A 14,127-nucleotide genomic window follows, 5' to 3' on the forward strand; every position below is an offset into this window, starting at 1 on the left:
AGAAAGCCCTGATCGAGCTTTCCTCTTTAAAACCTTGTTCTAAACATCAATCTTAAATCCTAAATTAACATCACATGCTGCTTGTCCACCACGAACACCAAAATTCTCCGAAGGCAGTTCACGAAGCATAATTTTCACATGATCTTTGGGAATGCCTATCGGCTCAAGATTATGCACAATCAATTTATACAGCTGACGCTTGGCATCTAAGGAACGTCCAAGAAAAGCATCAATACTGATCAAGGTATAACATTCAGGTTTTGCCTTTTCTGGCGGACATTGAAAACGATGTGCTTCATGGACAATTAAACGCACATTTCGATCACTGGCCATGATTTTAAACGCATCTCTAAGCGCAGTATGCACCGCTTCCATAATCTCCAGCTCAACTTCGACTGGATATTGCTGCCTGACTTCGATCAGCACACTTGGCATATTGTTATTCTCCTACGATCTTGCGTTGTGATATCTATTTATTTTTACTATGTTTGCTACTTTCTTACACAATATTAAATAAACTTTATTGTTCTGACTTTATCAATACTGTAATCAAACCATTTTTTCTAAAACCATAAAAAAGCATTCTTCAGAAAATTCCGAAGAATGCTTTTGTTTCATCATCAAGAAGAAGCAAGTTTTGCATTTGGGAAATAACGACCTTCTACAAGGTCATAACACCACTGGAAGATAAATGTATAAACCAAAATACACATGGTCAAACCGAAATCGAGAATTAAGGCCTCGATAAAGCTCATTTTCATCATATATGCAATAATTGGAATGGTAGCCAGCATCAAACCACCTTCAAACCCAATTGCATGCAGAATGCGGACTGGAATGGTTCTTTCCCACTGATATTTATGTTCCACTTTTTCAAAGAAATGGTTAAAAATCATATTCCAGAACACTGAAATGACCGCCATGATCGTACCCAGAATCCCCGTGACTTCAAGCGGCATACTAAAAATAAAACTTAACGCAATTGCGATGATGACCAATAAAATCACTTCATAGCTAATTGCATGAATGAGTCTTCTTTTGGAAATCAACATTTCATAACACTCTTTTATTTGGATTGAGGCTATTTTATTTTTATAATTTTGATTAATCCAATCAGATTCTTTCAGTATTTTTGACAGATGAATATTAATCAAGAACAACTCATCATGTTTCAAACCGTGATTGAAACAGGCTCTTTCTCTGCTGCTGCCCGTAAATTAGGCAAGGTCCCCTCTGCAGTAAGCATGTCGATTGCCAATTTAGAAATTGACCTCAATCTTAATCTGTTTGAACGCGTCGGACGTGAACCCATTCCAACAGCAGAAGCCATCGTCCTGTACGAGAAAACGCAACAATTATTGATTGAAATCAATCAATGGAAACAGCATGCGCATGCCTTGAGTACTGGTTTGGAGTCGACGCTCAATATCGTGGTAGTGTCTGAGCTGCTTTATACCAACTGGACTGACTATATCACCTTGCTGGAGCAGCGTTTTCCAAGTCTTGAAATGAATATTTTTTCAGCCCCACAAGAAGATGCTTTACAGATGTTACTTGATCAATCTGCACAACTTGCATTGATGTTTGAACGTGAACAATTGGATAGCCGCGAACAATTTGTGGAACTAAAAAGAGAAGCGCTTGTTCCTGTCATTGCTAAAAATCATTCTTTAGCACAACTAGATCACGTATCTTTTGAACAAATCGTACAAACACGCCAAATTGTAGTCGCAAGTCGTGATCATAGTATCAAGCCAGAGTTGCTCTATTCTAAAGACTATTGGCGCACAGACAATCATCATTCTGCTTGCATGATGATTATTCGCAACTTAGGTTGGGGTGTCCTCCCCTTACAAATGTTCAATGAAAATCCAGAACTTAAAAAGAAACTGAAGATTTTGGAAATGTATGATTTCACACCAAAATTTGAATACTACGTCGATCTAGTATGGAGCCGTGAAAGTGAATTAGGACTTGCTGCAAAATACTTAATTGACCACATTCGACAACAACGTCAAAAAAATGAGACATAAGTACAAGTGTAGACAGGATGAACAATTCTGCAAACAAATGCGGGGCTTTGCTTTCATCCAGATTGTGTTATAACAGAAGTTACCGATAATATTGTTTATGTAAGAACGCGATATCAATGACTCAGAATGCATTACACCAATTAAAAAATTTAACCACCGTTGTTGCCGATAGTAGTGATCTAGAAGCGATTGAAAAATTTCGTCCACTTGATGCAACGACCAATCCATCACTCATCACAGCTGCAGCTGAACAACCAGAAAGCCGCGAGCTGATAGAAGATGCTTATACTCAAGCCAAGCAAGAAGGCTATCAACGTGATGAACTGATTGAACGTACCATTGATATTTTGACTGTGAAGTTTGGTGTCGAAATTTTAAAATTGATCGAGGGTCGTGTCTCTACAGAAGTCGATGCTTCTCTTTCTTACAACACGGAAGCAACAATTACCAAAGCACGTGAGCTCTCTCAGCTCTATCGAGGTTACGGCATTGAGCAATCACGTATTCTGATTAAAATCGCGTCCACATGGGAAGGCATTCAAGCGGCAGAAGTACTCGAAGCTGAGGGTATTCCATGTAATCTCACTTTGTTGTTTGGTTTACATCAAGCTCAGGCTTGTGCTGATGCAAACGTCACGCTGATCTCACCTTTTGTAGGTCGTATATTAGATTGGTATAAAAAAGCTGAAGGTGTAGAGCAATATCCAATTGCCAAAGATCCTGGCGTACTTTCTGTGAAAAAGATTTATAACTACTACAAACAGCAAGGCATTCCAACCCAAGTGATGGGTGCAAGCTTCCGTAGTACCGCACAAGTGCTTGGTTTAGCAGGTTGTGACTTACTTACGATTGCCCCAAATCTTTTGGCTCAGTTGGAACAAGATCAACAGCTTGTTGAACCTCAACTAAGTGCCGAATTTGCTCAACAAGCAGAAAGCATTGAACGTCCAGCACAAAGTAAAGAGAGTTTTAAAGCTGAACTTGAACAAGATTTGATGGCCTTTCAATTACTACAAGGGGGTATTGATGGCTTTATCAAAGCCCGTGATCAGCTTAGTTTATTGTTACGTCAGTCGTTTGGGATTGATGCTGAAATCAAACCATAATTAGTCGATTTTTCACCAATAAAAACCGATTTTTGTTATATTAGCGAAAATCGGTTTTTTAATGAGTTCACTGTGTTCGGTATAACAGATTTAACCACATATATTATTGGTACAATCTTAATTGTGTTATTACCTGGCCCTAACTCTCTCTATGTCATGTCCGTAGCTTCTCGTTATGGCATTCGTACTGGTTACGCGGCAGCTTGCGGTGTATTTACAGGCGATTCTATTTTAATCCTGTGTACGGTATTAGGTGCGGCATCCTTACTCAAAGCCTTCCCGATTCTGTTCATTATTCTCAAATTAACAGGGGCTTGTTATCTCGCCTACTTAGGTTTTAAATTATTACAAGGTGCTTATCAAACTTGGAATAAGCCGCCTCACCATGCCGAGCTAGCTGATTTACCGAAACTTGATCAAGTTCATCCTTACCGTACAGCACTCAGTATCAGCTTACTTAATCCGAAAGCGATTCTGTTTTTCCTGTCTTTTTTTGTGCAGTTTGTAGAACCTGATTATGCCTATCCTGCATTAAGCTTTTTAGTATTGGCATTGATTGTGCAAATTGTAAGTTTTAGCTATTTAACCGCTTTGATTTTCTCTGGGATTAAACTGGCTAGTTTTTTCAAACATAATTATAAAATTGCAGCTACTGGGATTTGTGTGGTCGGAATCTTGTTCTTTGGTTTTGGTTTAAGATTGGCAACGTCAACGCTCACCTAAGCATAAATTTGATCGAATGATCAATTTATTCAATCACTTTAGAACTACGATTTAGGTCGCATTAACGATATACTTTTCAACAAATTTTAAACAAGTATAGATGCATAGATGCAACGTCTCCTCCAAGATTTTTCAATTCCAGCAGTTTTTGCTGGCTTTATTACTTTCTTAATCGGGATTAGTGTTTCCGCCATCCTCGTCATTCAAGGCGCACAATCTTTAGGTGCCAATACTGCTCAAATCAGTTCTTGGTTTTGGGCATTGGGACTTGCCATTGGTCTCTCGGGCTTGATCCTGTCTTGGAAATATAAATATCCCGTTGCCACCGCATGGTCGACGCCAGGGATTGCATTGATCATTGCCTCGACTGGGCATTATGATTTATATGAAGCGATTGGTGCTTTCTTGGTCTGTGGTATTGCCATTGCCATTGTTGGTTTTTCAGGAATCTTCCAAAAACTATTGGCCCATATTCCACAAAGTCTGACCTGTGCCATGCTGGCAGGGATCTTATTAAAATTTGGTATTCAAATTTTTAGCAGCTTAGAAAGCCATCTTGGCTTTATTCTCAGTATGCTTGTGATCTATTTGGTTTCAAAACGCTTATTTCCACGTTATAGCATTGTACTGACGGTGATTTTAGGTGCAGCGATCTGCCCACTATTTATCGACTTTAAACTTCAATCAATCACGTGGTCACTGACCCAACCCGTGTGGATGCAACCTTCATTTTCGTGGTCTGCCATCTTAGGCTTAGCTTTGCCACTGTTTGTCATCAATATGACTTCACAAAACTTGCCCGGGATTGCCATGATTAAAAGCTATGGCTACCACCCGCATGTGAATCAGTTGGTGGGTTGGACAGGTGTCGCACATACTATTTTTGCGCCTTTCGGCTGTTTCTCAATCAATTTAGCGGCAATTAGTGCAGCGGTAAGCCTAGATGATCAAGTACATCCCGATCCAAGCAAACGCTATATTGCTGGAATCAGCTGTGGTCTGTTCTATATCTTAATGGGGCTCTTTGCAGCGACGCTGGTCAGCCTACTGATGTCATTCCCGCAAATCTTTATTGTGGCGCTTGCAGGGATTGCCCTATTTGCGACGATTAGCCACAACATTGCCGTTGCTTTTTCAAATGTAGAAGAACGTGAAGCTGCGCTACTCACCTTTTTATGTAGTGCCTCAGGTGTCCAATTCTGGGGTATTGGCTCAGCGTTTTGGGGTTTGTTATTAGGTATCTTCGTACTAGTGTTATTTAGATTTAAAGCAAAAAATAAGCCCTAGTTGGGCTTATTCAAATCATGCACGGAAAGCATTGCGGATTACTTTTCCTCTAAATCTTTCTGTGCTTCTTCATCATTTAAAATACGTGCAGCTTGTTTAGGACGAATTAATGGCGCTGTTGGACGCGGATGCGTATGGGTATATTGTAAACCTACACCTGCATAGACATCATCCGCAGCGATCTCTGTTTCAAAACGCTCATCATCACGATCACGAATTTCATCCGTAATGCGTTGTACTTCATCTTCATCAACGCCTAATTCTTGCAAGATCACGCCACCAAATTTGATTGCAGATTCGAAGGTTTCGCGAATCATATAATCCACTTTATGCTTCACTAAATAAAGCGAATGTTCGCGGTCATAAGAACGAACCAGCAGCTTAGCCAATGGAAATTCATGCGTGACCAACTCAACAATTCGATTGGTGGTTTCCTTACTGTCGACACAAACCACAATGGCTTGGGCTGAAGATGCACCCGATGCATGCAAAATATCTAAACGGCAGCCATCGCCATAATAGATTTTAAAACCAAACTTTTCCGCGTTTTGAATCATGTCGATGTCATTATCAATAATGGTGACATCTACTCCTCTTGCCAATAACAGTTGACTGGTCACCTGACCGAAACGACCAAAGCCAATCATCAGTACACTGCCACTCAAGCCTTCAGCAATATTGACATTGTCTAAATTGATCTGATCTTTGGTTTCAGTAAAACGTTTAAATACAATGCCTAAAATCGGGGTTAACACCATTGATAACACCACAATCGCAGTCAAATTCGACTTGACTGAATTATCAATGACTTGCGCACTCAATGCAGCGGCAAACAGAACAAAGGCAAATTCACCACCTTGTGCCATCAGCAAAGCTCGGTCAAGCGCCTCGGTATGAGAGCTTTTGGTGACACGTGCAACGATATAAATCATCAGGGCCTTAGCAAACATCATCGCTAAAACACCGCTGACAATCAGTTGCCAATTCTGAGCAACCACCGATAAATCCAGCGACATCCCGACACCGAGGAAGAACAAGCCCAATAATAAGCCACGGAAAGGTTCAATATCTGCTTCAATCTGATGTCTAAAAGTCGATTCAGATAACAATACCCCTGCCAAGAAAGCCCCCATCGCCATGGATAAACCACTGACTTGCATTAACAAGGCTGCACCTAAAACCACCAGCAGCGCTGCCGCTGTCATCACCTCTCGGGCTTTTGCCGCGGCAAGCAGTCTAAATAATGGGTTCAGCAACCAATACCCTGCGGCAATGAGACCTGCAATCGCAATTAAACCAATGCCGACACTTTCCAAGCGTGTCGAAGTACTTTCCACTACATGGTTTGGCGCCATAAAAGCAACAATTGCCAGTAACGGCACAATCAGCAAATCTTCAAATAATAAAATGGCAACAATCTTTTGCCCTTGCGGCTGAGCGATATCACCACGATCTCCTAGCAGTTGCATCACAATGGCTGTTGAAGTCAGTACAAAACCTGCTGCGCCAATAAAGGCAACTTGCCAACTAAAACCAAACAATAAGCCGACACCTGTTAATGCCAAGGCACAGGCGACAATTTGCAAAGTGCCTAGTCCAAAGATTTCACGCCTTAAACCCCATAAATGTGAGGGCTGCATCTCCAGACCAATCACAAATAAGTACATCACGATCCCAAGTTCTGCGATATGTAAAATCGAAGCCGAATCATGAAAAAAAGCAAAACCAAAGGGTCCAATAATCAGACCTGCAATTAAATAACCAAGGACGGAACCCAAGCCAATCCGTTTAAAAATAGGTACTGCAATCACTGCCGCAGCCAATAAAACCACGGGTGCAATTAAGCTAATTGAATGTGCTTCTGAACTCATACAGTTCTCATTGTTATCAAGCTGGCTTCATTTTATGTGAAACAATAGACATTTTATATATCATTTTTGGGACAATCTATCTCAACTACATGATATAGAAACTATTTCCAAGGCTTAATTGATGGTATTTTTATCCCAAAATGCCTGTCTAATTTGTGGCATGGCATTCAAATGATTAATAATATGCTGCGCTTCTTCTGCATCAATGGAGGTTGCAATCAAAGTGACTTCAATCTCGACCTCTTTTTCACCAAACGGTGTGACTTCAATATCTTTGGCCGGATAATTATGGTGTTGCAAGGTTAAATTCAACTCATCCATCACCACCTTACTCTGACTACGGTCACAAATAATATAGATGACATGTAAAACTTCGGTGTCATCATCAATCGGACGACGGTCAATGACATGGACAATGGGTCTTAATAACGTATTTGCCGCCAAAATAAATCCAGTTGCCAGTATTGCTTCAATAATGAGGTCTGAACCAGCCGAAGCCCCCACAGCTGCGGAGCACCAGAGAGTCGCTGCGGTATTTAGACCATGAATATTACCTTCTTGGCGCATAATCACACCCGCACCCAAGAAACCGATCCCTGAAACCACATAGGCAATCACGCGGACTGCGCCTTCTGCACCCGTTAAATTGGTCGCAATATCGACAAAAATTGCAGCACCGACAGCAACCAGTACATTGGTTCTGAGTCCAGCCGTGCGTTGTCGATACTGGCGCTCTACGCCAATCAATGCACCCAGTATAAAAGCAACGGATAAGCTGACCAGCGTGTCAGCAATATTCGATAAATCAACATTTTGTAAAAATTTTAATTGCATCTTACACCTATTTATTATCAATGTTTTTAATGACAGATTAACTAGATTTGAAACAATTAGGATGAAGGCGTATAACTTAAGCCGAGTCCAAACCAATGTTGTTTTAGGCGATGTAAGCGATCACCAAAGGATGCTTCTAAAGTCAGAACATTGGGAATCAAACTGTATTGTAATGCTGTTTGGAAGAATGGCGCTTGGCGATCTTGATTATACGTTTCAACTGTTACACCGACATGCTCGGTCAGCGTATAAGTTGAAGCGATTCCCCAGCGAACTAGGTGCTCATCGGCCTGTTGATAACCGAGATTGGTATCCAATGCTAAACGTTGATCTAAGAATTGAAAACTGACAGGAACATTCAAAAACCAGTTTAAATCTCCATGATGAGCAACATCATCACGTGATAGCTGTAAACTACTGGCAACCCCCCAGTCATTGTCCATTGACTTTAAAATGCTTTTCGCTTGAACCGAAAAGCCATGAATCTGGTCTTGATCTTTACTGGAGTGATAACCCAACGATACTTCTAAATTTTGATTGAGATTACAAGCAGGGACAACTTGATAAGACCAAGTTCCATCCTTGTTATAACTATAAGTGCTTTCTAGCTGACATTGCTGCGCTGCTGTAATGGAGACATCATCGGTGTTGATGAGTGGACCCGCCTTACTCTTTTGAGTCAGCAATAATCCACATAAAATAAATACGTTAACAATAGCAAGCCATTGAATGGAAGCGTGAAAAAACATAGGCTTCTCCCCATTTTAGGTGAGAAACTAAACAGGATGCAGTCAATACAATAAATTTTGTGGATACAGCAAAATTTTATAGGAGGGTTTAGATAATTTTTAGCAAAGCTATCTCATTGCAAGATAGCCGACCTAAATAGCTCACTTGCTCAGTATTCGCTTTGGCTTAATCCCTTATTAAACCCGAACCTCGAACAACTTCCCATTTAGGATCTCCGTGAATAAACTCAACGGCATTATAGGACATGCGAATTGATTCACAAGCCCTATCGTATGAATTTTTTATTACATGATAAAATTTCGCGCTAAATTAAAGCTCTCTTACCACTACAGTTTTTGCCATTTTGTCGTGCCAGCCTTGCTTCTTCGCATCAAATGCCACCCAGATTAAACCAATAAAAAATACTAATGTTGCTGGGATATAACCAATATAACGAATGATAGCCTGTCCAACAGTCACATTTTCACCTGTTTTTTCATCCAGCACTTTTAATCGAAGCAGACGCTTACCTGGTGTACCAGCAAATTTAATCCAACAGAAAATATAAAAGACTGCGGCGAGAATTTGCCAAATCCAATCTGCCGTAGACATAAATTGGAATGATGAAAAACCATCAGAGGCAACTGTGGTATTGCCACCACCAAAAATCATGGTTAATGGAATCATGGCAACAATCACAATAATGGAATCAATAATGGCGGCACCCACACGTATCCAGAAGCCTGCATATTCATATTTATGAGACATATTTCCCTCATTTTTTAATTGTAGAAATTTAGTTCAATTGAATAATACGCTGTTTTTCCAATGATTTATATTGTGTTTTGTTTTAATTCTCGCTCAAAAAAATCAAGCGTACGTTGCCACACGACTTGGGATTCAGGCAATCCCCGACTCACACTACGGAAGCCATGTGGCATATTATAAGTATAGGCTTCCACCCGATCACCCAATTGCTGGATTAATTTATTACGCTTGGTCGCTGGGCAAAATGGATCAACCGTAGACCAATGCCCTTGTAAAATACGAACCTCATCCAGAGATTCTTTGTTTGGAACACCAGCACCTTGAATACCTAAAGAATGATGATAAACCACAGGTGCCAACATATCTTCGCGCTTCGCCATCTGAATTACATAGCCCCCTGTTAAGCACTGCCCTAACATGCCTAAGCGACCATTGGATCGAAGATCTGCCTTTAAAGCATCCAGTAATACATGAATTTCTTGATTAACTTCACTATCCGCAGCATTGATGCGGCCAGCTTTGCTCACCATGGCACGAATACAATATTTAACTGCACCGCCACTAAATAGATTAGGTACATAAACCAAATAGCCCCGATCCGCCAAGTCTTGGGCATCTTCACGATAGACATCGAGAATACCGAATAACTCATGTAACAATAAAATAGCAGGCGTTTTTTCAGAGCTTTGTGTGGGTGCATACACTTCAACTTCAATTTGACGTGTTGGTAATGTGATTGTTTTTATTTCCATTGCAGTCATCCGTTACATTCGAATGATTTCCATACTATTTCTGACAATACTAATTGTCAAATAAAAAAGGATGTCTGACGACATCCTTTTCCTATTCATTCAATCAATCAAATACTAAGTAAACTGTTCAATGTCTCAGCTACATTTTTCGATTTTACTTTAGGTTGCAATGCCTTAAGGGCTTGTTGCACCTGACTACGTTGTGGTTCAGCCAAGGTGTACCAGCGTGACAGCACTTGTAATAAACGAGAACCTAAGATTGGGTTTTTCTCATCCAGATAAGCAGCCAACCCAATGAAATGATCGACACCAAAGCTCCACGTATTGACTGGATTTGCCGCCAAACCGCCACTTACGGCACGGATACGGTTCGGTGTTCCCAAATCATAATCGGCGTGCTTGGTCAGATATTCAATGGTTTCTGCTGTTGCACACGGGTTCGATGCTTGAATACTAAACCATTGATCTAAAGATAAAGCTTCATCTTTAAAACGGTTATAGAAATCTGCAAGTGCCGCTTGTGCTTGGGGTGCGTCATTCCAGACCAAAACACGTAATGCACCTAAACGCTCAGACATATTGCCCGTTTGTTGGTATTGTGCATAAGCCAACTCAAATACAGATTCATCGCCTTGACGCGCCAACATATTCAGAGTGATATTCTTTAATGAACGTACGCCCATCGCCAAAGAAAACTCTTTTTGCTGGTCTGGATCTAAAGCCAAATAAGTCTCTTTCCAGAATGAACCTAAATCACGTGCTAAACGATCCAGCACAGCTTCACGCTTTTCACGAATCAGTTCAGGCTCATAGTCTTGATCAATACGACTGCCTAAATAGTTTTCACTTGGTACATCAAATAAACGCGATGCCAATAACGGATCTTTATTCACTAAGTCTGGCAAGGTATTTTTAATTGCCTGAATATAGGTATCCACCTTATGGTCTTCTAAAAGAATACGTTCCAATAAGGTTTGTGTTGCTTGCCATTGGTTAAAGCCATTGGTTTCGTGCTGAATCAAGAAGGCAAGATCATCATTAGAATAATCAAAGACTAAATTCACAGGTGCCGAGAAATTACGTAATAACGAAGCTACAGGTTGCTCAGTCACCCCTGTAAATTCAATTGTTGCTTCATCTTGATCAAATAAATACACGCCATCTTTGACCTCATTCACAAACAGATCAGTGCTGTGCAAGGTATATTGCTCACCCGTATTGGCATTAAATAATGCCAGAGCCACAGGAATTGGTACTGCTTTAAGGTTTGGATATTTTGGATGTGCTTTCAAGCTTTGTTTGAAGCTTAAACGATACGTCTGTGCAGCAGCATCATATTCACCTTTAGCTTCTAACTTTGGTGTACCAGGTTGGTTATACCACGTCAGGAAATTAGAGAGATCAACACCCGAACCTGCACTTAATGCAGCCACCCAGTCTTCCACTGTGACCGCTTGCCCATCATGGCGTAGGAAATATTCATCTGTGCCTTGACGGTATTTTTCTTTACCTAATAGAGTTGCCATCATGCGGTTGATTTCAGCACCCTTCTCATACACTGTCGCGGTATAGAAGTTGTTGATTTCAACAAAATGGTCTGGACGAGGCGGATGCGATAAGGGGCCCGCATCTTCTGGGAATTGATGCGATTTCAATACCGCTACATCATCAATCCGTTGTACGGCTGCTGATTGTAAATCCTCAGAGAAAGACTGGTCACGGAAAACCGTTAAACCTTCTTTTAAACACAATTGGAACCAGTCACGACAGGTAATTCGGTTGCCTGTCCAGTTATGGAAATATTCATGTGCAATGACTGACTGAACTCGCATAATCGCAGCATCAGTAGTGTATTCTTCATCGGCAAGTACACAAGACGTATTAAAGATATTTAAACCTTTATTTTCCATCGCCCCCATGTTGAACTGACTGACGGCGACAATCATATAGTTATCGAGATCATACGGGCGACCATAGTGTTCTTCGTCCCAACGCATTGAGTGCTTTAGAGCCTCCATCGCGATATGACATTTCGGAATATCTTTTTCAATTGCATAAATTTCTAAGGCAACATCACGACCTTCCGAAGTGGTGTAACGATCCTTCAATACCGCCAAATCACCAATCACACAGGCAAATAAATAGCTTGGCTTTTTGGTTGGGTCTTGCCAAATTGCAAAATGACGGCCTTCCCCAGCCTCTCCAGTTTCCAATAAATTGCCGTTTGCAAGCAGTACTGGATATTTCTTATCCGCTTCTACACGTGTGGTAAATTCGGCCAATACATCAGGACGGTCAGGATAAAAAGTAATTTTACGGAAACCTTCAGGTTCATTTTGAGTGACAAATAAATCACCTGCCTTGTATAAACCCTCTAATTGCGTATTCGATTCAGGATGAATGATCACTTGAGTTTGTAGAATGACCTGATCTGGTGCATCAGCGATCAGCAATTGTTCACTATCTAACAGATATTGCTCTGCACTCAGGAGTTGCCCATTGAGTTGGATCGATTTTAATTCCAGATCACGCCCCAAAAGCACCAAAGTACCAGTCGTTTGGCGTTTCATCACCAGCGTAGAATCAACAAGCGTATGATCATCATAAACTTGGATGTCCAGATTGATCGATTCAACCAAGAAAGAAGGCTTTTGATAGTCTTTTAAATAAATGGTTTGATCTGCTTGTACTGGAGGTTGCGCCGCAATATTCATCAGTATTCCTTATCTTTCATCATGTCGGATGGTCTTGTTGGCAAGACTCTTGATGAGTCGATCATACGCCAACTTACAAAAGCTGTCTTTAGGGTCACACACCCGTTTTAAGAATTTTATTGGGTTTAGTTTTCAGGTTTTCAAATTTATTGAGCAAATCACATGCCGTTTAGACAAAATTACAACATCGTTTTCCATTCTTAAATAAATGCTACACAACCAAATGGGTTTTATCACTCAACTTACATTTTTTTCCTGCGTTTTACATTTTGTGCACGGTTATTGCTTAACCTAATATGCCAATGTAGGTAAATACAATAAAACACATGAGGGTAAAGACGATGGAATTAAAAGCACACCTATATCGTTTAGAAAATATCAAGGCGATCCACGATCTTGCTAAAGCTGGCGTGGATCATCATGTAATCTCCGTTTTTTTAACAGCAGAGGGAATTGAACTGACAACTTTAGAAGTGACCAATATCGTGAACACCTATGATGCACTTGGTAAAGAAAAGCTACCAAGTAAAAAAGTACAAGCGCTTATTGCAGCTAAAAAAATCGGTCAGGAGGACGAAAACTTACCATGCCCTGTTTAATCACTTACTTTAACCATAAAAAAACCTCGAAGCCAATTCGAGGTTTTTTTATAAATATCTAATTATGGTGTTGCGTTATCAGTACGTAGCCAAACGACCGTACGTCCCAGTGCTGAAACGCCCATATAACCACGCATACGTAAACGTTTGCCTTCTCCAGTCACCACACCTTTACCTTTATAGATACGGCCTGAAGTCGGTTCCAAAACCCGACCATCAATATATGAATCAGGTTTGTTTGGGTCTTCTTTAAAGCCCGATAAAATCTCTAAGCCTAAAATCGGTTTATTGGTATTCGGTGCTGCACATTTGGTGCAATTGGTAAGGGCAATGCCATGTGAGTTTGGATAACGATAAACAATCTTCCCATGATAACGGCCGTCATTTCCTTTACGGATTTCTACGATTGAGAGTTGTTCACCTGTACGTTCTTCAATGCTTTTCCAGTAGCCTTCAATCGAAGCAGCGAAAGTTGTTGCGCTTGCACAAGCAAGAGTGAGCCCCATGATTCCGTTCATGAGCATACGATTTAGCATATTAACCCCGTCTTAAAAAAGTAACCTATTCATCTTTATAGGTTTAATGCACGGAAATTATCACACTTTTACCCAAGTTACACTGTACGCTAGCGTTCATTTGTATAAGAAATAACTGATCTAATGGCTGAATCTGACATCTATATATGCATTCTTTAGTACAAATAAAAAAAGC

General features: G+C 40.6%; 14 protein-coding genes. 5 read left to right on the forward strand and 9 right to left on the reverse strand.

Annotated features, from left to right (window positions below; translation table 11 throughout):
• Positions 1-39: 39 nt before the first annotated feature.
• Positions 40-435 (reverse strand): tautomerase family protein, encoded by a 396-nt coding sequence (locus NG55_RS07160; protein WP_016541110.1) that lies wholly within the window; start codon positions 433-435, stop codon positions 40-42.
• A gap of 185 nt (positions 436-620) precedes the next feature.
• The gene (aceI, locus tag NG55_RS07165; protein WP_016541109.1) at positions 621-1,052 is read right to left on the reverse strand and encodes a chlorhexidine efflux PACE transporter AceI; all 432 of its coding nucleotides are present in this window, start codon (positions 1,050-1,052) and stop codon (positions 621-623) included.
• 87 nt (positions 1,053-1,139) lie between these two features.
• Here aceI and aceR point away from each other — a divergent pair, with 87 nt between their 5' ends.
• The 4 genes from aceR (at position 1,140) to NG55_RS07185 (ending at position 5,149) form a co-directional block, all read left to right on the forward strand.
• On the forward strand, positions 1,140-2,033 hold the full coding sequence (gene aceR, locus NG55_RS07170; protein WP_016541108.1) for an HTH-type transcriptional regulator AceR: 894 nt from the start codon (positions 1,140-1,142) through the stop codon (positions 2,031-2,033).
• A gap of 116 nt (positions 2,034-2,149) precedes the next feature.
• The gene (tal, locus tag NG55_RS07175) at positions 2,150-3,139 is read left to right on the forward strand and encodes a transaldolase (protein WP_065342836.1); all 990 of its coding nucleotides are present in this window, start codon (positions 2,150-2,152) and stop codon (positions 3,137-3,139) included.
• A 72-nt stretch (positions 3,140-3,211) separates the two neighbouring features.
• On the forward strand, positions 3,212-3,862 hold the full coding sequence (leuE, locus tag NG55_RS07180) for a leucine efflux protein LeuE (protein ID WP_016541106.1): 651 nt from the start codon (positions 3,212-3,214) through the stop codon (positions 3,860-3,862).
• Between the two features lie 108 nt (positions 3,863-3,970).
• Positions 3,971-5,149, forward strand: a complete 1,179-nt coding sequence (locus tag NG55_RS07185; RefSeq protein WP_016541105.1) for a benzoate/H(+) symporter BenE family transporter — start codon at positions 3,971-3,973, stop codon at positions 5,147-5,149.
• Between the two features lie 38 nt (positions 5,150-5,187).
• Here the strand turns inward: NG55_RS07185 and NG55_RS07190 are convergent, their stop codons facing one another.
• The 6 genes from NG55_RS07190 to pepN all read right to left on the reverse strand — a co-directional run bounded on the left by NG55_RS07190 (position 5,188) and on the right by pepN (position 12,817).
• Entirely contained in the window at positions 5,188-7,020 is a 1,833-nt protein-coding gene (locus NG55_RS07190) for a monovalent cation:proton antiporter-2 (CPA2) family protein (RefSeq protein ID WP_065342837.1), read from the reverse strand.
• Between the two features lie 114 nt (positions 7,021-7,134).
• Complete coding sequence (locus tag NG55_RS07195; RefSeq protein WP_065342838.1) at positions 7,135-7,854, reverse strand: MgtC/SapB family protein; 720 nt, start codon at positions 7,852-7,854, stop codon at positions 7,135-7,137.
• Between the two features lie 56 nt (positions 7,855-7,910).
• Complete coding sequence (locus tag NG55_RS07200; protein ID WP_065342839.1) at positions 7,911-8,603, reverse strand: hypothetical protein; 693 nt, start codon at positions 8,601-8,603, stop codon at positions 7,911-7,913.
• 310 nt (positions 8,604-8,913) lie between these two features.
• Positions 8,914-9,351 (reverse strand): RDD family protein, encoded by a 438-nt coding sequence (locus tag NG55_RS07205; RefSeq protein ID WP_016541101.1) that lies wholly within the window; start codon positions 9,349-9,351, stop codon positions 8,914-8,916.
• Between the two features lie 65 nt (positions 9,352-9,416).
• Positions 9,417-10,103, reverse strand: a complete 687-nt coding sequence (locus NG55_RS07210) for a dienelactone hydrolase family protein (RefSeq protein ID WP_065343059.1) — start codon at positions 10,101-10,103, stop codon at positions 9,417-9,419.
• Positions 10,104-10,210: 107 nt separating this feature from the next.
• Positions 10,211-12,817, reverse strand: a complete 2,607-nt coding sequence (gene pepN / locus NG55_RS07215) for an aminopeptidase N (protein ID WP_065342840.1) — start codon at positions 12,815-12,817, stop codon at positions 10,211-10,213.
• A 341-nt stretch (positions 12,818-13,158) separates the two neighbouring features.
• Here pepN and NG55_RS07220 point away from each other — a divergent pair, with 341 nt between their 5' ends.
• On the forward strand, positions 13,159-13,416 hold the full coding sequence (locus tag NG55_RS07220) for a hypothetical protein (protein ID WP_004652954.1): 258 nt from the start codon (positions 13,159-13,161) through the stop codon (positions 13,414-13,416).
• 62 nt (positions 13,417-13,478) lie between these two features.
• Here the strand turns inward: NG55_RS07220 and NG55_RS07225 are convergent, their stop codons facing one another.
• A complete protein-coding gene (locus NG55_RS07225) occupies positions 13,479-13,952 on the reverse strand; it encodes a DUF2147 domain-containing protein (protein ID WP_004808015.1) in 474 nt (157 codons plus the stop codon).
• Between the last annotated feature and the right edge of the window lie 175 nt (positions 13,953-14,127).

This window comes from Acinetobacter gyllenbergii, from assembly GCF_001682515.1.
GTDB lineage: Bacteria > Pseudomonadota > Gammaproteobacteria > Pseudomonadales > Moraxellaceae > Acinetobacter > Acinetobacter gyllenbergii.

Coding starts and splice junctions, on each gene's coding strand:
- NG55_RS07220 (WP_004652954.1), top strand. CDS start 13,159: ATGGAATTAAAAGCACACCTATATCGTTTAGAAAATATCAAGGCGATC.
- NG55_RS07185 (WP_016541105.1), top strand. CDS start 3,971: ATGCAACGTCTCCTCCAAGATTTTTCAATTCCAGCAGTTTTTGCTGGC.
- NG55_RS07200 (WP_065342839.1), bottom strand. CDS start 8,603: ATGTTTTTTCACGCTTCCATTCAATGGCTTGCTATTGTTAACGTATTT.
- tal (WP_065342836.1), top strand. CDS start 2,150: ATGACTCAGAATGCATTACACCAATTAAAAAATTTAACCACCGTTGTT.
- NG55_RS07160 (WP_016541110.1), bottom strand. CDS start 435: ATGCCAAGTGTGCTGATCGAAGTCAGGCAGCAATATCCAGTCGAAGTT.
- pepN (WP_065342840.1), bottom strand. CDS start 12,817: ATGAATATTGCGGCGCAACCTCCAGTACAAGCAGATCAAACCATTTAT.
- NG55_RS07205 (WP_016541101.1), bottom strand. CDS start 9,351: ATGTCTCATAAATATGAATATGCAGGCTTCTGGATACGTGTGGGTGCC.
- NG55_RS07190 (WP_065342837.1), bottom strand. CDS start 7,020: ATGAGTTCAGAAGCACATTCAATTAGCTTAATTGCACCCGTGGTTTTA.
- NG55_RS07210 (WP_065343059.1), bottom strand. CDS start 10,103: ATGGAAATAAAAACAATCACATTACCAACACGTCAAATTGAAGTTGAA.
- NG55_RS07195 (WP_065342838.1), bottom strand. CDS start 7,854: ATGCAATTAAAATTTTTACAAAATGTTGATTTATCGAATATTGCTGAC.
- aceI (WP_016541109.1), bottom strand. CDS start 1,052: ATGTTGATTTCCAAAAGAAGACTCATTCATGCAATTAGCTATGAAGTG.
- aceR (WP_016541108.1), top strand. CDS start 1,140: ATGAATATTAATCAAGAACAACTCATCATGTTTCAAACCGTGATTGAA.
- NG55_RS07225 (WP_004808015.1), bottom strand. CDS start 13,952: ATGCTAAATCGTATGCTCATGAACGGAATCATGGGGCTCACTCTTGCT.